At 62.2% G+C, this 17,681-nt stretch carries 19 protein-coding genes; 6 read left to right on the forward strand and 13 right to left on the reverse strand.

Annotation, left to right across the window (positions count from 1 at the left end; all coding sequences use genetic code 11):
• Positions 1-140: 140 nt before the first annotated feature.
• From ABH944_RS11380 to ABH944_RS11400, 5 genes are all read right to left on the reverse strand, one after another.
• Positions 141-566, reverse strand: a complete 426-nt coding sequence (locus ABH944_RS11380) for a tautomerase family protein (protein ID WP_404613302.1) — start codon at positions 564-566, stop codon at positions 141-143.
• Between the two features lie 88 nt (positions 567-654).
• Entirely contained in the window at positions 655-1,401 is a 747-nt protein-coding gene (locus ABH944_RS11385; RefSeq protein ID WP_404613300.1) for an amino acid ABC transporter ATP-binding protein, read from the reverse strand.
• Complete coding sequence (locus ABH944_RS11390; protein ID WP_404613298.1) at positions 1,394-2,347, reverse strand: dihydrodipicolinate synthase family protein; 954 nt, start codon at positions 2,345-2,347, stop codon at positions 1,394-1,396. The genes ABH944_RS11385 and ABH944_RS11390 overlap by 8 nt, the downstream gene beginning before the upstream one ends.
• A gap of 65 nt (positions 2,348-2,412) precedes the next feature.
• Entirely contained in the window at positions 2,413-3,090 is a 678-nt protein-coding gene (locus tag ABH944_RS11395) for an amino acid ABC transporter permease (protein WP_404613296.1), read from the reverse strand.
• Between the two features lie 16 nt (positions 3,091-3,106).
• Complete coding sequence (locus tag ABH944_RS11400) at positions 3,107-3,955, reverse strand: transporter substrate-binding domain-containing protein (RefSeq protein ID WP_404613294.1); 849 nt, start codon at positions 3,953-3,955, stop codon at positions 3,107-3,109.
• A 304-nt stretch (positions 3,956-4,259) separates the two neighbouring features.
• On the opposite strand from ABH944_RS11400, the gene ABH944_RS11405 reads away from it, so the two are divergent.
• The 6 genes from ABH944_RS11405 to ABH944_RS11430 all read left to right on the forward strand — a co-directional run bounded on the left by ABH944_RS11405 (position 4,260) and on the right by ABH944_RS11430 (position 9,111).
• Positions 4,260-5,234 (forward strand): LysR substrate-binding domain-containing protein, encoded by a 975-nt coding sequence (locus ABH944_RS11405; protein ID WP_404613292.1) that lies wholly within the window; start codon positions 4,260-4,262, stop codon positions 5,232-5,234.
• A gap of 152 nt (positions 5,235-5,386) precedes the next feature.
• Positions 5,387-6,601 (forward strand): CaiB/BaiF CoA transferase family protein, encoded by a 1,215-nt coding sequence (locus ABH944_RS11410; protein ID WP_404659382.1) that lies wholly within the window; start codon positions 5,387-5,389, stop codon positions 6,599-6,601.
• 38 nt (positions 6,602-6,639) lie between these two features.
• Positions 6,640-7,803 carry an acyl-CoA dehydrogenase family protein gene (locus ABH944_RS11415; protein WP_404613288.1) on the forward strand — a complete coding sequence of 388 codons (1,164 nt, stop codon included), beginning with the start codon at positions 6,640-6,642 and terminating at the stop codon, positions 7,801-7,803.
• A gap of 45 nt (positions 7,804-7,848) precedes the next feature.
• Positions 7,849-8,298, forward strand: a complete 450-nt coding sequence (locus tag ABH944_RS11420; RefSeq protein WP_404613286.1) for a MaoC/PaaZ C-terminal domain-containing protein — start codon at positions 7,849-7,851, stop codon at positions 8,296-8,298.
• Positions 8,291-8,737, forward strand: coding sequence for a MaoC family dehydratase (locus ABH944_RS11425; RefSeq protein WP_404613284.1), 447 nt, complete (start codon positions 8,291-8,293; stop codon positions 8,735-8,737). The genes ABH944_RS11420 and ABH944_RS11425 overlap by 8 nt, the downstream gene beginning before the upstream one ends.
• On the forward strand, positions 8,734-9,111 hold the full coding sequence (locus ABH944_RS11430) for a hypothetical protein (protein WP_404613282.1): 378 nt from the start codon (positions 8,734-8,736) through the stop codon (positions 9,109-9,111). The genes ABH944_RS11425 and ABH944_RS11430 overlap by 4 nt, the downstream gene beginning before the upstream one ends.
• Here the strand turns inward: ABH944_RS11430 and ABH944_RS11435 are convergent.
• The 8 genes from ABH944_RS11435 to ABH944_RS11470 form a co-directional block, all read right to left on the reverse strand.
• Complete coding sequence (locus ABH944_RS11435; protein WP_404613281.1) at positions 9,068-9,901, reverse strand: transporter substrate-binding domain-containing protein; 834 nt, start codon at positions 9,899-9,901, stop codon at positions 9,068-9,070. The genes ABH944_RS11430 and ABH944_RS11435 overlap by 44 nt on opposite strands.
• Positions 9,902-9,947: 46 nt before the next feature.
• Positions 9,948-10,415: a MaoC family dehydratase gene (locus ABH944_RS11440; RefSeq protein ID WP_404613279.1), complete on the reverse strand. Its 468-nt coding sequence runs from the start codon at positions 10,413-10,415 to the stop codon at positions 9,948-9,950.
• Positions 10,412-11,986: an acyl CoA:acetate/3-ketoacid CoA transferase gene (locus ABH944_RS11445; protein WP_404613277.1), complete on the reverse strand. Its 1,575-nt coding sequence runs from the start codon at positions 11,984-11,986 to the stop codon at positions 10,412-10,414. Before ABH944_RS11445 ends, ABH944_RS11440 begins: the two co-directional genes overlap by 4 nt.
• A gap of 10 nt (positions 11,987-11,996) precedes the next feature.
• Positions 11,997-13,148, reverse strand: coding sequence for an acyl-CoA dehydrogenase family protein (locus tag ABH944_RS11450; protein ID WP_404613276.1), 1,152 nt, complete (start codon positions 13,146-13,148; stop codon positions 11,997-11,999).
• 180 nt (positions 13,149-13,328) lie between these two features.
• Entirely contained in the window at positions 13,329-14,471 is a 1,143-nt protein-coding gene (locus ABH944_RS11455) for a porin (RefSeq protein ID WP_404613274.1), read from the reverse strand.
• A gap of 521 nt (positions 14,472-14,992) precedes the next feature.
• Complete coding sequence (locus tag ABH944_RS11460; RefSeq protein WP_404613272.1) at positions 14,993-15,757, reverse strand: GntR family transcriptional regulator; 765 nt, start codon at positions 15,755-15,757, stop codon at positions 14,993-14,995.
• A gap of 35 nt (positions 15,758-15,792) precedes the next feature.
• Positions 15,793-17,247: a dihydropyrimidinase gene (gene hydA, locus ABH944_RS11465; protein WP_404613270.1), complete on the reverse strand. Its 1,455-nt coding sequence runs from the start codon at positions 17,245-17,247 to the stop codon at positions 15,793-15,795.
• A gap of 16 nt (positions 17,248-17,263) precedes the next feature.
• Positions 17,264-17,557, reverse strand: a complete 294-nt coding sequence (locus tag ABH944_RS11470) for a hypothetical protein (protein WP_404613268.1) — start codon at positions 17,555-17,557, stop codon at positions 17,264-17,266.
• Positions 17,558-17,681 lie beyond the last annotated feature (124 nt).

The raw sequence follows: 17,681 nt of genomic DNA on the forward strand, positions 1-17,681 counted from the left end.
GTACGGGCTCTGACGGATGTGGGCGTTTTTCCTGCTGGGTCCGACCCCCTATCCTGGCAGCGGTGACGGGCTGCGTTGGCCGATTATTGCCTTACGCGGTCGGCCGCAGCCGGATAACTCGAATCAGGACGATAGGACTGTCAACTATCGACCGCCATCCGGCCCCCATGTGCGACTTCGTCGAGGGTCCGGTCGACGAAATAGATCGCCACATTCTCGGGCGATGCGCCGTAATGGCACGCGAGCAAGGGAGTAAGCGCAACCGCGAGCGCGCGGCGCTGGTCAATCGAGCGCGCATAAGCATGCACCTTCACGAAGATACGTTGGCGCCGCGGATCATCGCCTGACAGGTCTGCTGCCAGTTCTCCCTCGTGCGCATAGTCCTCTTCGTTCAGCGGTATGAAAAAGAGCGTGACGGTAGCCGGAAGGACGCTGAACGCCGACACCACCGCCGCGGTCATATCGCGGGAAAGCGCGGAACGCGCATCGCGCAAGGCATATGTATCGGTTGGGTCGTTATCCTGGCCCAACCGAAGTTTTAGAGCGAGTATTTCCAGATATGGCATGTGAAAGGCACCACCAGGATGCGAGGAGAATACCGCCGTCGACTGACGGCGCCATAGAATCAGCAAGTGCGCGCTTGCACTCGTGCGATCAGCTCACTTGCTGCAGGAAAGCCTGCGCACGTGCGCATCGGGGCCGTGTGAAGAACTCCTCCGGCGGGGCCACTTCAGCGATCTTGCCCGCATCCATGAAAACGATCCGGTCTGCCACGGTCCGCGCGAAGCCCATTTCATGCGTTACGCAGAGCATCGTCATGCCGTCCTGAGCGAGACCGGTCATCACATCGAGTACTTCCTTGATCATCTCGGGATCGAGCGCGGACGTCGGTTCGTCAAACAGCATCAGGCGTGGTTTCATGCACAACGCGCGTGCTATGGCCACGCGCTGTTGCTGTCCGCCCGACAGTTGCCCCGGATACTTGTTCGCGTGCCCGGGAATCCTGACCCTTTCGAGAAAGTGCATCGCGAGTTCGGTTGCATCGCGCCGGGAGAGCTTGCGGATCCACATGGGTGCGAGGATCAGGTTGTCAATCACGCTCAGGTGCGGGAACAGGTTGAATTGCTGGAATACCATGCCCACTTCGCTGCGGATCTTCGCAAGATCCTGCGTACTCGAGGTCAGTTCGATGCCGTCGACTATCACCTGTCCCTGCTGATGTTTCTCCAGCCGATTGACACAGCGGATCAGTGTCGACTTGCCCGAGCCCGAGGGACCGCAGATCACGATACGTTCGCCGCGCGCCACTTCAAAGTTGATGTCGTCCAGTGCGTGGTACGCGCCGTACCACGTATGGACGCCACGGAATTCGAGCATCAGGTCTTTACGCGTGTCATTCATGGACCGGCCCCCCTGCACTATCCGCCCGGCCATCGATCAGTCCGATCTGGACCAGCGCGTCCCGGATCGCATCTCGCGTTGCTGCCCCGACAGGCTCAAAGGGTTCGCGCGCCTTCGCACAATCAATCACGTTCATCATCCGGAGTGCCACCTTGATACGTGCATACATCTCGTTGCGAGGCGCCGCGTAGATCGCGCGCACCAGCGGGAGCATGCGCGCGCTCGCTGTCCGCATGGCCGGCAGGTCGTTGTCCTTGCTCGCGCGCCATAGTTCGACGAGCTGATGAGGAACAAGACTCGCGAGCCCCGAGAGGATGCCGTCGCTGCCTACCGCGAGTTGTGCAAGAAACCAGTCGAAATTCGATGCGAGCACCTGCACTTCCGCGCGCGCACCCTTGATCGCATGCCAGTTTTCCTCATAGGCGCGCATCGAGTCGCTGCCCTCCTTGATCGCAACCACTGAAGGAACGGCCGTGAGTTCGAGGAGCGTGCTCGTCGAATACCCGAAGCCGGAAGCGAGCGGATACTGGAAGATGGCAAGCGGCAGGGAAACGGCTTCACTGATCGCGCGAACGTAAGCCAGAACCATCGCAGTGCTTGCACCGGCGAACGTCGCGGGCGGGAACAGGGTCAGCATGTCTGCGCCCGCGGCCTCGGCGGATGTCGCCTCGGCAATCGCCTCGCGGGTGGACTGGGCAATGATCCCGGCCACCAGCGTCCGCTGCGGACCCAGTGTCTTGCGCGTGAACCGCAGTACCTCGACGTGCTCAGCGGTGCTGAGCGCGCCGCCCTCTCCGGCGTGCCCGTTGACGAATACGGCGGAAACGCCGTCGGCTTGTCCGCAATAACGCAGCACGCGTTCATAGCTCGGCCAGTCGATCTGCTGTGCCTCGTTGAAGGGCAGGACGGCTGCAACCACCACGTCGGCAAGGGAACAAGGTTTCATTGAATTGCTTATCCTGATGAGGGTGGCCGGATGCACCGGGCGTCGCACCTCCGGTACGTCGGGGTTCAACGGTTCTGTTCGTGCGCAGCGCCAAAGTGTTTCTCCAGCCGGCGCTGGATCAAGCCCCAGCCGGTCGTCATGACGAGGTAGAACACCGCGGCCGCGCCGAACACCTCGAGCACTTCGAACTTCTCCTGCATGAGCATCTGGCTGCGCCGCATGAGCTCTTCCATCGAGATCACGGAGGTAATCGATGTGGACTTCAGCAGGCCATTGATCGAGTTGCCGAGCGACGGGATCATGAGCCTGAATGCCTGCGGCAGAGTGACCTTCCACATCACGAGCCACTTCGGCAAACCAAGCGCCTCGGCGGCCTCGTATTGCCCGCGTGGCACGCCCATGAAACCACTGCGGATGATCTCCGCGAGATAGGCCGCCTCGTTGAGAATGAGCGCAAGCAGCGACGACTCCACCACGTTCAGGCGCAATCCGAGTTGCGGAAGCCCGGTGTACACAATCACGAGCTGGATCAGGAGCGGCGTGCCGCGGAACAGCCAGATATAGAACTGCGCCGCGCCGGACAAGGGCTTGTTGCCCGACATCCGCATCAATGCGACCAGCATGCCGAACAGCATCCCGCCGATGACGGTCACGACCGTTAGCCCGAGCGTGACTGCGACGCCACGCAGCAAGAAGCCGTTGGAGAGATAACCGAAGAAGTCCTGGAGGTTGAACAGAGTCATCGAATTCAATACCTGCTCACACAGGACCGGTGCCGCGCACCGAGATGTGCGCATCCGGCAGCTTCGTCATGCCGTAGCTGTCGAGCAGCTTTGCATAGCTGCCGTCGGCCCGCATGCCGTCCAGCACCCTGGCGACCGCCTCCGCCACTACCCGCTGCCGGAACGCGAGCGTGGTCTGTGTATTGCCCTGCCCTGCCAAAGCCATGCGCGCCTGATTGCGCTTGACGATGGCCGCCGCCGCATAGCTCGGCAAGGCGGCCAGCTCGACCTGCCCGGCGCGCAGCGCGGCCATCACGTCGCTTGCGGTCGTGAACGCATGGATCTCCATGGGCTTGCCGCCCTCGCTTGCACTTTCCTTCGCTCGCTCGCGCAACCAGCGCTCCTGGTAAGAATCCGCTTCCACGCCGATCGAATGACCGCGCAATGCATGCACGTCGGTGAGCTGGAGCTTGCTGCCGGGACTCACTACCACGTCGATAGTCGACACCGCGTACGGCACGGTGTACATCATGCGCGAGCGCTCCTCGGTCCAGAACATGCCTGTATCGATACCGTCGAAGCGGCCTGCTTTCAGGGCCGGGATCATCGCGGGGAAATCCATGCGCATGAAGTCCACGTCAACGCACAAGCGCTTTGCAAGCTCGCGCCCCAGTTCGATATTCATGCCCTTCAATTGCCCCTCGCCATCCACGTACTGGAGGGGCGGCAAAGTCGGGTTCGTCGACAACGCAAGGCGCCCTGGACTCACCAGCTGGTCAGCCGGAATCGCGGATGTGCATGCATAAGCGGAACCCGCGGCCGGCAGCAAGACCATGCAGGACGTCAGGACGCTTGCCAACGTCGTCCAGATGCGGCGTGAAAACATGACTTCTCCAGGCTTCTTGAAAGAGTGAGCAGCCGGAAGACTTCCGGCCTCGCTAGCGAAACATTAAAGGCGGCGAAGCCAGGCGCGCCAGTGAAAAAAAAGTGCCCGACTATAAGCACCTGTTATAAGCGCATCTCTTTTGTCACTGGACCCAAGCGTGTCAAGGTTTCCGCGGGGTCCCCCCTGGGGTTGTCGCGCAATGTCGACACAATTTTGGCCAGTCCCTGCCTTCAATATGGCGACTTAACATGGGGACCGGCGTGCGCAACGGTGTGCACCGGCCAAAATTCATACGGGAAATTTGATGACCGGGGGTGGTTCCGCGCGCGTATTGATCAACCTGCGCCAGCTTGAAGTGCTTCGCGCCGTGATGCGCTACCGCACCACGACAGGAGCCGCCGAAGAGCTAGGCATGTCGCAGCCGGCCGTCAGCAACGCCATTCGCCTTGCGGAAGCGAAGCTCGGTTTCGCGCTGTTCGACCGCATCAGCAACCGGCTGATCCCGACCTCCGAAGCCAAGATGCTGTTCGACGACGCGGAGCCGCTGTTCCTGGTGCACCAGGCGGTCCAGCAGAAGGCCTGGGACCTGCGCACGGGGCGCGCGGGTGTGATCCGCGTATTCGCCACGGCCGAGCTCTCGGAATGGCTCGTACCGAAGATACTTGCCCGGTTTGCCGTCGACCACCCGCGCGTGAAGATCCATCTGGAAACAATGCGCATGGACGCCATGCTCGAAAGTCTCGATTCCGGCATGGCGGACGTCGGCTTGTCAATGATGCCGCCGTCGCGCCCCGGGCTCGTCAACGAGTTGCTCGCCGAATTCCAGGTGATGTGCGCGGCGCCCCCCGGAGACGCCATCCAGGCGCTCGACGTGGTCACTCCCGCCGACCTGCGCGGCAGAAGGCTGATCGGTGCTCCGGCGCGCAGTCCGCTGGGCCTGATCGTCGAACGTGCATTTGAAGCGGCAGGTGACCTGTTCGTTCCCGACATCGAAGTACGCTTCTCGAACGTGGCGTGCCGGCTCGTCAGCGAAGGGCTGGGCGTTGCGGTAGTCGACGAGTTCTCGGCGCTGTCCGAACCCGCAAACACGCTGGTGGTGCGGCCGTTCAGCCCGCGCCTGCCGATCACGCTGTGTGCGCTGCTGCCGAAGGACCGTCCGCGCCAGCGGCTCACGCAGAGCTTCGTCATGCAAGCCCGCGAGGTCGTCAAGGCGCACCTTGCAGCGACCTCCGTGAGTGCTGTAAGCGCCGTGCGCCATCGCACGAGGGAAACGTCGTAGCGTTCATGACCACGGCTTATAGTCACCGGCGCGCATTTAATAGTCCGGTATGGCCAGCGAGCAGGTTCCGGTTGTTATTCTGAAGTCAATTCCAGGCCTCGCGAAAAGCCCTTCAATCAAGGGCCCAAACGCAAAGCCTCCAATTGTCCGGAATGGTCATGCTCAAACTTCTCGATGGTGTCCGTGTCATCAGCTTCAACCATTTCCATGCGGGTCCGATGGCCGCCCAGATGCTGGCCGACCTCGGCGCCGACGTCATCGCGGTAGAACCGCTCGACGGTGCGTTTCATCGCAACTGGGCGATTGCCGATCACTTCGTCGGCACCCAGAGCGTGAATCTGCTCACCACGGGACGCAACAAGCGCAGCCTTGCCGTCGACATGAAAAGCCCCGAAGGCCAGACACTGACGCAACGGCTGGTGCGCGATGCCGACGTCGTGATGGAAAACTTCCGGCCCGGCTCCATGGCGCGCCTCGGCCTGGGCTACGACCAGGTGCGCGCCGCCAATCCCGGCATTGTCTACGCCAGCGCCAGCGGCTATGGCGGCTCCGGCCCCTATGCGGCGAAACCGGGGCAGGACCTGCTGATACAGGCGCTCTCGGGGCTTGCTGCCCGCACCGGCCGCGCCGACGGTCCGCCAACACCGGTCGGCCCCGTGGTAGTGGACCAGCACGCGGCCGTCCTGTGCGTGATGAGCATCCTTGCCGCGCTGTTCAATCGCGAACGCACAGGAGCCGGGCGGTTGGTGGAAGTGAGTCTGTTGCAGGCCGCAATCGATCTGCAAACGGAATCCCTCACCGCATGGCTCAACGGGGCGCACAGTGTTTCGCCACGCGGGCCGGACGGATTGGCGAGCTGGTTCAGTCCGGGCGCCTACGGCATCCATGCAACGGCGGACGGTTACCTCGCCATCGCCATTGCGACACCCCGGGCGCTCGCACGGGCGCTGGAGCTGCCGGCACTCGACGCCTACGCGGAGAACACGTCGTTCAGCCATCGCGAGGAGATCAACAGTCTCGTGTCGCAGCGGCTGCGCGAACAGAGCACGGCCGAGTGGCTCACGCACTTGCGCGATCACGACGTGTGGCACGCGCCGGTGCAGGACTACGAAGACCTGCTCGAGGATCCCCAACTCAGGCACCTCGAGTCGTTCAAGACGGTCGAAGGCGCCGACGGGGACCCCGTCACCCTCGTCATGCACCCGGTTCGCTACGACGGCGAAGCGCCCGGCGTCTCGCTCGTGCCGCAACCGCTGGGGGCACAAACAGCCGCGATCCTGGCCGAACTCGGGTATGCGGACAGCGAGATCCAGGCGCTCGCGGACGCGGGCGTGGTGCTCGCTCCTCGTGCAGCGTCCGCGCCATAAGCGCCCCTCTTATTGTCCCGTCCCGACAACCAGCAACCATGATCGATTTCTCCATTCCGTCAGAAAGCCGCTTGCTGACCGACACCATCCGCAAGTTCGTGACCCAGGAAGTCCAGCCGCTCGAAGCTGAAACCGAGACGGCCGGCATGATTCCCGCCGACAAGCTGCGCAACGTTCGCGACAAGGCGCAGTCGCTGGGGCTCTTCGCCATGAACATGCCGGAGTCGGTCGGCGGCGGCGGCCTCTCCAACGTCGACATGTGTCTCGTGGAAGAGGAATTGGGCAAGACCTCCGACGCGCTGATCCGGCGCATCTTCGGCCAGGTCTATCCCATGCTGATGGCCTGCGAAGGTCCGCAACGCGACACCTACCTGCTGCCGACCGTGCGCGGCGATAAAGTCTGCGCAATGGCGATCACGGAGCCCGGCGCCGGTTCGGATGCCGCCTCCATTTCCACTACCGCGCGTCTCGACGGTGACGAGTGGGTGCTCGATGGCCGCAAGCACTTCATCAGCGACGGGGACATTGCCGACTACGTGATCGTGATGGCGCTCACGGACAAGGAGAAGCGCGCCAGGGGCGGCATCACCCTGTTCCTCGTCGACCAGGGCACGCCCGGTTTTCATGTGACAGGCAAGCAGCCGATGATGGGCCACCGCGGCTATGGGCACGCCGAACTCGTGTTCGAGAACTGCCGGATTCCTCGCGGCAACGTTCTTGGAGAAGTCGGCGGAGGATTTCGCCTCATCATGGAAAGCGTTGCATCGATCCGTCTTGCGCACATCGGCGCACGTGCCTGCGGAATGGCGCAGCGGGTGCTCGAACTGATGCGCAACCACGCAGCGGAGCGCAAGCAATTCGGCCAGCCGATCGGTGAATTCCAGATGGTCCAGCAGATGATCGCCGACTCCGCCACCGAGATCTTCGCCACCCGCATGATGGTGCTCAACACGGCATGGGAACTGGATCAGGGCAACGACGTGCGCGACAAGGTTTCGATGGTCAAGCTCTATGCCTCCGAGATGATCGGCCGGGTTGCCGATCGCGGCATCCAGGTCTTTGGCGGCATGGGCTTCACTAAGGAAATGCCACTTGAACGAATCTATCGCGACAGTCGCGTGACGCGCATCTACGACGGCACCTCCGAGATCCACCGCATGCTCATTGCCCGCAGCGTGATCAAGCGCGGGCTCACGCTATAACGCCGGAACTTCAGACCACCTCAGCCACCTCCTCCGGCACATCCGATGCAAACCGAAACCACACTGCAGCCCGGCGCAACCCTGTCGTTCCGAAAGACCATGACCGTTGCCGAGCAGGCGCTATTCACCGGCATCAGCGGCAACCTTGCACCCATGCACGTCGACGCGCGCGCCGCACGCGCCGCCGGCTTCGACAACATGCTGAGCTTCGAACTTGCGGTGGCGTCGCTCGCCACCTCGTGCCTGAACCGGATCGCCGGGCCGGCATGGCGCATTGGTGCGCTCGACCTGACATTCGATGCGCCCATCACGGTCGGCAGCACGATCGAGGCGGCAGTTCGTGTGCTCGATGCAAACGCGCAGGCAAGCCGCCTCGAAGTGACATGCAAGGTCGACGGCGATGCTTGCATCATCCATGGCCATGCCACGCTCGTGCCGCTGATTGCGCCGATTGCACCGGTGAGCCTCTCACGTGAGGAGCCGGGCCATGTATGACATCAAGCCGTTCGACACCCTGTCTGTCGGCGACGAAGTGAGCATCTGCAAGACCATCACCGAAGCCGACGGCGCGCTTTATATAGCGGCCACGGGAGACTTCGGACCGGTGCATATAGACGATGGATACGCACGCGGGACGCGCTTCGGGCAACGGCTGGCGCCGGGCATTCTCGTGGCGGGCATCTGCACGAGCGTGTTGACGGCGGAACTCGCCGGCACGCTGGGCGTATCGATCGAAGACCGGTTCTGGTTCACCGGCCCCGTGTTCTACGGCGATACCCTGCGCTTCCGTGTCTGGATCGCCGCATTGGACGCCGGCACCCGCACCGCCGTCTGGCAAGCGAGCGCGGAAAATGAAGCGGGCAAGGAAGTGCTGAAGGCCGAGGCGACACTGAAGTTTCCGCGCGTGAAGCCTGCAGCGGTGGCCGCATCATGATGCAATTTCCGGCCGGCCGCCTTCCCGCCAATACACAGGGCCCGTACATTCATATCGTCAGGATCGACGTAGCACCCGAGTTCGACGCGGCCTTCAACCGCTGGTACGACGAAGTCCACCTGCCCGCCATTCTCGCGTGTCCGGGCTGGCTGTCGGGAAGCCGCTACGTGGCGATCGACGACGGCCCGCGCTACGCGGCCGTCTATGCCATCGCCGGCGACTGGGTGTACGACACCCCCGAATTCCAGGCCGTCAAGGGCTTCATGGAGTTCGAGCCGCACGTGAGCAATTTCGCGCGCTTGCGCCTTGCTCCACTCCCGCCCCAGGCGGCTACTGCGGACCCGGGCCGCGAATCCCGAAGCTCGCCGTCTTGAGCGGTGTCATATGGAACTTCGCGAAGAGCTTGTCATAGGTACCGTCCGCCTTGAGCTCGGTCAACGCCAGCGCGGCTGCCTCAGCCACGGCCTTGTCGCGAAAGGCGAACGTGATGTCGGTGCCGTCCAGCCCATGCAACCAGATCTTCACGATGCCGCGATCGGCCAGCGACGTAGCCGTCTCGTCGATATTGATCCCGGCTTCCAGTTGATGCGCGCGTAACGCGGCCGACGTATCCGTCACTGTCGTGAAAGTACGGAAGTCCATGCTCTTCAGGCCCTGCGCCTTCAGTTGCTCATTGATCTCGCGAGCCTTGCGCTCCTGGTAGGTCGCGATCTCGACGCCGACCACATGCCCGGCGAGGTCGGAGAATTTCGTCGGCCTGAGCGGGCTGTCCGGCAACGTGTACACGCTCAGCGCCTGCTGTGCATACGGCACCATGTACAACATCTTCGAACGTTCCTCGGTCCAGAAAAGGCCTGTGTTGATGGCGTCGAACTGGCCGGCGCGAAGACCAGGAATCATCGGCGGCATGTCCATGCGCACGAAGACGGGTTCAAGACACAGCTTGTGCGCAATCGCCCGGCCGAGTTCGACGTTCAACCCCTGAAGCTCACCCTTGTCGTCAATGTATTGCTGCGGCGGCAGGGTTGGATTGATGGACATCTGCAACTTGCCCGCCGCGACGAGATGCGAGGCGGACAGCGCCGGGATGCACGTCCCGGCGAACACGGGCTGGGTCAGCAAGGCGCTCAACACCGCGCCGCACAGCATGAACTGCCTGATCATGAGATGAGTCCTTTGAAGTCGAAGGTTAAGGCAAACGCCGCGGGTTTCAGTCACTGCCCGCAGGACCGCGGGTGAGCACGAGCGCCGCGTGCTGCGCCTGGATGACGATCTCGCCACGCTGGTTCACAAGCCGCACATCCTCGGTCAGCACGCCGCGGCCGGCACGCGAACTCAGCCGCTTGCCGGTCACGCGAAACGCGACATGCACCACATCGCCTGCGAGCAACGGCAGAAGGAACCTGACCTGATCCCAGCCGAGCGAAGCGATGGACGTGTTCTCGTACAGCTTGAGAGAGGTCTTGAGCCCCTCCATGAGCGCGAGCCCGTAGAGGCCGTGCGCGATGAGTCCGGGAAAACCGCGGCTTTGCGCATAGGCCGCGTCGGTGTGAAGCGGATGGAAATCTTCCGTGAGCTCGCAGAAGGCCCGGATGTCGGCCGGCGTGACAGCGCGTGTCGCGCTCCTCATGTCCTCGTTCAGCACGACGTCTTCGTAGTAGAGGCCGGTTGTGTTCATGACGTGGCTCCCTTGCGCGGCATGAGCGTGTCGCGCAGGTTCATCGGGCCTGCACGGAAGATGCGCGGGTCCATCAATGCGAGCGAGTCGCTCACGCGCACGGCGAAGCCAACCCGGTCGAGCACATCCTCCTTGAGACGCACACCCGGCGCGATTTCGGTGAGCACGAGGCCGTCGCGATCGAGATGAAAGACCGCACGGTCGGTCACGAAAGACACCTCCTGTCCGCGCTCGCGGGCGAGGTCCGCCGAAAAACTCACCTGTTCCACCTGGGGCATGAACTTGTCGAAGGCGCCATCGCGGCGAATGTGGAGCTCGCCGTCACGCACGTCGATGTCAAGCGAGCCGCCTGTCAGCGAACCGCTGAACACGAGACGTTTCGAGTTCTGCGTGATATTGATGAAGCCGCCCGAGCCGTCGTAGCGCTCGCCGAAGCGCGTCACGTTGACGTTGCCCCGTGCATCGACCTGCGCGAACGAGAGGAACGCGCAGGTGAGGCCGCCGCCGTCGTAGAAGTCGAACTGGTACGCCTGGTCGAGTATCGCGCGGGGATTCACCGCCGTGCCGAATTCACGGGTGTGGCCCGGCACGCCGCCGACCACCCCCGACTCCACCGTCAGCGTCATCAGATCCTCGATACCCTCCTCCGCCGCGACGTTGGGGATCATTGCGGACACGCCGACACCGAGATTGACGACGTCGTTCAGCCGCAACTCGAACGCTGCCCTCCGCGCGATGACGCGCCGCACCGTCAGCGGGTCAGGCGCAATGCCCGATTTCGGCAACCGCGTCTCGCCGCTGCGGGCCGGATCGTATTGCGTGGTGTAGGTCTGCATCTGATCCGGATCGACCACGAAGTAGTCGATCAGGAAACCGGGGATCTTGATCATGTGCGGATTCACGCTGCCACGCTGCACGATGCGCTTGACCTGGCAGATCACTATGCCGCCTGCGTTGTGCACCGCCTGGGCGATCGAGAGGTCTTCACGCACAGTCGCCTCGTGCTCCATGCTGACGTAACCGTCCTCGTCGGCGGAGGTGCCGCGGATGATCGCCACGTCCGGCTCGCCGGGCGCACGATAGAAAAGGCACTCGCGGCCGGCAAGATGCAACAGTTCCACCATTGGTTCGGTCGTGCGCTCGTTCATGCGCCCGCCGTCCTGGCGTGGATCAACATAGGTACGCAGGCCCACGTGCGTGACGAGGCCGGGCTGACGCCCCGCCATCGCGCGGCACAGTTGCGTCATGACGCCCTGCGGGAAGTTGTACGCCTCGATCCTGTTCCCTCGAATCAGCTTCATGAACGGAACCTGCATTCCGTAGTTGCCGCCAATCACGCGGCGCACCATCTCCGGATAGGCCAGCCGGCAAAGGCCCTTTTCGTGCACGGCGCCCACCCCCGTCACGTGAAAGAGCGTCAGGTCATGCGGGCCGGCGCCGGCAAGAAAGCGTTTCTCGATCGATTCCAGCACGGCTTCGGGCACGCCCGAGCCGCCGTTGCCCCCAACCATCAGCATGTCGCGATCGCGAATCAGCGCAGCTGCCTCGCTTGCCGTGATGCACTTGATCATGGCCGCCTCCTCAGGACAGTTCTTTCTCGATCTGGCGCGCGATGATCAGCCGCTGGATCTGATTCGTACCTTCGAAGATCTGCGCCAGACGCACGTCGCGAAACAGGCGCTCGATGCGGTATTCGCGCGAATAGCCATTGCCGCCGTGGATCTGCAGCGCGTTCGAGACATGGCGCATCGCCATGTCCGTGGTGAACAGCTTGGCGTGCGCTGCTTCCTTCGCGATGGAGCGGCCCGCGTCGTGCACGCGCGCGGCGTGATGGATCAACAGGCGTGACGCCGCTATATCCGTCGACATGTCGGCGAGCATGAACTGGACCGCCTGGAACGAGCTGATCGGCGCGCCGAACTGACGGCGGGTGCCGGCGTAGGCGGCGGCATCCTCGAAGGCGGCCTGCGCGATCCCAAGCGCCATCGACGACATCAGGAGGCGGCTGAAATTGAAATTGGCCATGGCCATCTTGAACGCCTGGTGCTCGGCGCCGACCAGTGCATCGTGTCCCAGCTTCACGTTATCGAAGGCGATCTGGCAGTCTTCCAGACCGTGCATGCCCAGCAACTCCTCGGACTTGCCCCGCGTGACGCCCGGGAGCTTTGCATCGACAATAAAGCAGCTGATCGCATGGCGATCGCCCTTTCCGTCGGGAGAAGGTGTGCGCGCGAAGACGAAAATCCAGTCGGCGACACCGCCGAGCGTCACCCACGCCTTGGTGCCGTTGAGCACATAACCGTCCGCGGTGCGGCGTGCGGACGTCGTGATGCTCGCGACATCCGAGCCGTGGTCCGGCTCCGACACCGCGGTGGCCGCAATCGCACTGCCGTCGAGCAGGGCCGGGATACGGCGGCGTTGCTCAACGCTGCCGTGCTGATGCAGAAATAACGCGGCTTCGACCGGGATGGCAAACGCATTGCCGACGCTTCCCGAGCAGCGCGCAAGTTCCTCCATGACGATGCAGACAGCAACCGTGTCGAGTCCGGCACCGCCGCCTGCTTCGTCGAGGCTGATACCGAAGAGGCCGAGTTCAGCCATGCGTCGATAGAGCGTGCGATCAAACCGGTCCTCCCGATCGATTGCCGCGGCGCGTTCTAATACTTCGCGCTCGGCGAAGCGCCGGGTCGTGTCGCGCAGGGAAGTCTGTTCTTCCGTGAAAAAATTGTGCATAAGTCTCGTCGGTCCGGATACACGCCGGGTTGTTCTGGCGTGCTTCTACAGACAGTATCGGCGAGCTAATATTGGCGTCTATCCGGATCGGGGCCCTTAGTATTCGCGGGACTTATAGCGTGCGGCCTGACCTGGATCTACAACAATGACAACCCAGGCCAGGCGCTTGACTGACAGCGTTTAGAACTTGTGGCGGATGCCAATGGTGACGACCGCTTGCGAACTCTTGTTCGAGTCCGTGTCCGTCGATCCCACTACGGCGTCGGCCGCGCCGAGCCCGTTGGAACCACTGGCATGCGTATAACCGGCGAAGGCATAGATGTCAGTACGCTTGCTCAGGAAATAGTCGGCCGCAATGGCAAATTGATTGTATGCGGCCGAGGAATCGCCGCTTGACTTCATGTAGACGTAACCAATTTCCGTGCTAAGCGGTGCAGACACTTGCCAGACAGCGTATGCGGAGCCGACTTTGTATTTCTCCGAGGTCGTGAATGCCGAGCTGGCGTCCGGCTTGTAGTCCGAGAAGCTTCCGTAAGCCCCGAGCGTCACCGCGCCGATCTGATAATTGCCGCCGATGCGGGCAATGTTGATCGACTTCGCCGTTGCGTAGTGGAAGTTGACATTGGAGTTGAACAACGAATCCGACGTAGACGTGGACGAAGTGGTTCCGCGCACCGATGCGGTGCCATTGTCAATGTGCAGGTAACCCGCTGCCAGGGCAAGCGGCCCTGTGTTATAGGCCAATGCGGCGGCGTAGCTTTGGCCATTGCTCGTCGAGCCCGCGACGCCACCTGCCGCGTACATTGCTTCGGCAGTCAGTCCACCCCACGTCGGGCTTGCCCACTTGACCGCGTTGTTGAAGCGAGCGCTGTTGTCGGCGTTATCCACGTCGCCCGGCGACGTAAAAATACCCCCAAGATAGTTGTCGCCCTGCACCGGCTGGACCAGATCGACCACCGGGTCGTATTGGCGGCCGAGCGTGACGGTACCCCAGCTTGTACCCGACAACCCGACGAACGCTTGACGGCCGAACTCACGGCTGTTTTGACCCAGCTTTCCGGTTGTCGAGTTAAAGCCGTTTTCCAACTGGAAAATTGTCTTGAGTCCACCACCCAGGTCTTCCGAACCCTTGAGGCCCCAGCGTGAACCCGATTCGTTGCCCGAGGACATTCCGAACTGGGAAGCGTAGCCGTCGGCGTTATGGGTGTAGGTGAATCCTGTGTCGATGATCCCGTACAGGGTCACGGAGTTCTGAGCCTGAGCATGGATGCTGGCGAAAGCGATAGCCAGAGGGACAGCAGCAGAAACGATTTTTTTTTTCATAGGTGGGTACGTACCTTGGTTTGTTGACGGGATAAAGCGAAGCGGACAATAAAACGTCTTCCGGAAATAAAAAAATGTATTTCATCGTTTGTCGTTAAATTCAAACGATATGCACTTCTATCTAATTACATTCCGTTTCCAGGTCTCACCGACCTCCTTATGTAATGATTGTTAAGGTTTTCTATGTATATAAGTAAAACGCCGTGACCAGCTCATTGCAAACGTTCACGCGGCGCGCTCACGGCAGCAATGACGTCGAGTCGACCGTTGCAGCCGCGATCAGGAAGACCGTCGCTTATGCCCGGCACCGGTGATCTGCAATGTGCCGTAAGAGAATCTGCTTACACTTCGCCTTTTGTTCCGATATATTCCACAGCAGCTCTTCTCCACGTGAAAGTTGTTGCCAAACATTTTCAGGAAGTACGAGTCAGAGGCAGCATCTCCGGATGCTGCCTCGCCCATATTAAGTAGGCATGCTAATAAACATACCCAAGGCTCTCCCGTCCGGAGAGCCTGCTTGTCTAGCCTGTGATCGCCTTGATGACGTCGTCCTGCAGTCCGCGAATGTGATTGATCATCGCATTACGCGCCTCGACCACGTCGCGCTTCCTGAGTGCCGCGAGGATGGCGAGATGTTCGACGTGGTTTTCCTGCTCCCGGTGCAAATGGCTCGTCACGCGAAACAGGCGCGCGTTGAGCCGCATCATGACGATCATCTGGACGAGCACCGCGTTACCCGAAGCTTCCGCAATAGTCCGGTGCAGCAGGTCATCGAATTCGCGATGTTCCACCTCCGTATGCTCGCCCACTTCGAGCGCACGAACCTGCACCTCGAGCGCCTCGATCGCGGCGACCGGCAGCCGCTGGATACCGAGGTCGATGGCCAGCGCTTCCAGCGTCTCGCGTACGCGCATGCTTTCGAAAAATTCGCGCGCCGAGACGGTTCTGACGGAGAAGCTGCGGGCGCCGGCGCGCACCAGCAAACCCTCGCCGGTCAGCCGGAGCAGCGCCTCGCGCACCGGCGTGCGCGACATGTCGAGTTGTTCTGAAACACGATGTTCGTTAAGCAGCGCGCCTGCCTCGAGCTCGCGGTCAAGGATCATTTCGCGCAGGCGCCGGTAAGCGCGCTCGCCAAGACTCACGACACGCGTATCCGGCAAGCTTTCATCGGCCGCCTCCGCGGCGGGCGCCTTGTGCTGGCTCGCCGCAGCAGCGGTTGGCGGCTTCCGGTTTCCGCCGGTTTTCTTCGCACGAGTTTCGGTCACGCTCTTCGATACCTTGGTCATGGTCAGGCAGGGATTCCAGGTTCGCTCGGGCCGTGTCAGAAGGTGGCCGGCCCGATTTTGAACTGCGATGTTACAACGCCGGGCCGCTCGCACCGCAGGAACTGGCCGTGCCCCGCACGGCCGCGAAACTCACCCTCGGACCAGACCGTTACGCCCCGGCTCATCGTGACCGAAGGCCAGGCTCGAACTTCGCGGCCCTCATAGGGCGTGTAGTCGGCAGCGTGATGCAGGTCGGCATTACGGATCGTGCGGGAAACACCGGTGTCCCAGATCACGAGATCGGCATCGCTTCCAATCGCGATTGTTCCCTTGCGCGGATAGAGGCCGTAGAGCTTGGCCGCGTTCGTCGAAGTGAGTTGCACGAAGCGGTTGATGTCGATCCGGCCGCCCAGCACCCCCTCGGAGAACAGCAGCGGCATGCGCGTCTCGATCCCCGGAATGCCGTTGGGCACCTGATGAAAACTACCGCCGGGGCCATGCAGCATCTTGCCGTCCGGGCCGTCGTAATTGAACGGCGCGTGATCCGACGACACGATCGTGAACATCCCGTTCTGCAGCCCGGTCCACACTGCCTGCTGGTTGGCCTTGTCGCGCGGCGGTGGACTGCAGATGCACTTCGCACCCGTGAAACCGTCTGGAGCCAGGTCCTCTTCGCTCAGGAAAAGATACTGCGGGCACGTCTCGGCGAAGACCGGCAGGCCGCGCCCGCGTGCCCAGTGAATCTGCTCGATTGCCTCTCGACCGGACACGTGCACGATCAGGATCGGCACTTCAGCGAGTTCGGACAACGCGATCGCCCGGTGTGTCGCCTCGCGCTCGACGAGCATCGGCCGCGACGCGCCGTGGTATTTCGGCGCGGTCAGGCCCGCGGCAAGCAGACGCTCGGTCAGCCAGCCGATGCAATCGCTGTTCTCCGCGTGAATCATCGTCATGGCGCCGTGGATGCGGGCGCATGCCAGCACGTCGATGATCTGGCGGTCGTCGAGTTTCATGTCGTCGTAGGTCATGTAGACCTTGATCGACGTGTAGCCCTCGGCGATCAGCTTCGGCAACTCTTCGCTCACCACTGCATGCGAGGGATCGGACACGATCAGGTGAAACGCATAGTCGATGGCGGCCTTGTCTGCCGCACGCAGGTGATAGTCCTCGACCGCCGCTCGCACACTGCGGCCCTTGAATTGCAGCGCGAACGGGATCACGGTCGTGGTGCCGCCGCAAGCCGCCGACCGGGTGCCTGTTTCGAAATCGTCCGCCATTTTCGAGCCGTCGGATGTCGGCTGGTCGAGGTGGACATGTCCATCCACGCCACCGGGCGTCACGAAGCGTCCACGCGCGTCAATGGTTTCGCGTCCATCAGCCAGGTCGTTGCCGAGGGCGACGACTACGCCGTCGCGAATACCAATATCCGCGGTAAAGAGATCCGCTGCGGTCGCAATATGCGTGCGGCGGATAACGGTATCGAAGGGCTGCTCGCGATTGCCTGGGTTCATGGGATGTCTCGCTGGTTCAATGAGGTTGTGTGGCCGGTGGACCGGCGCGCCGCCGCGCGCCCCAGTTGAGCCACCGCTGCCGGCAGCCGGCGGCAGCGTCGCCGTGTGCTACGTAGCCGCGTCCGTAGTGCGCTTCGATCCTGCGCTGGAAAAAGTCCCACGCGGTGGTAATCAACAGGTAATAAACCGCGGCGACAACAAACAGTTCGAGCACCATGAAACGCTCCTGGATCAATTCCTGATTGCGTCGCAACAGTTCTTCCATCGAGATCACGGATGTGATCGAGGTGGTCTTGAGCAAGCTGTTCACGCTATTTCCAAGGGCTGACCAGACAAGAGGCGAAACCGGCCCAGTTCCATAAGTTCCATCCTTGATTCATCACACGCTCCTGGTGGCCTTTTCACAGTCCGGGCATGTCACTGGCACGCGCCCG

The organism is Caballeronia udeis, assembly GCF_044909315.1.
Taxonomy (GTDB): Bacteria; Pseudomonadota; Gammaproteobacteria; order Burkholderiales; family Burkholderiaceae; genus Caballeronia; species Caballeronia udeis_A.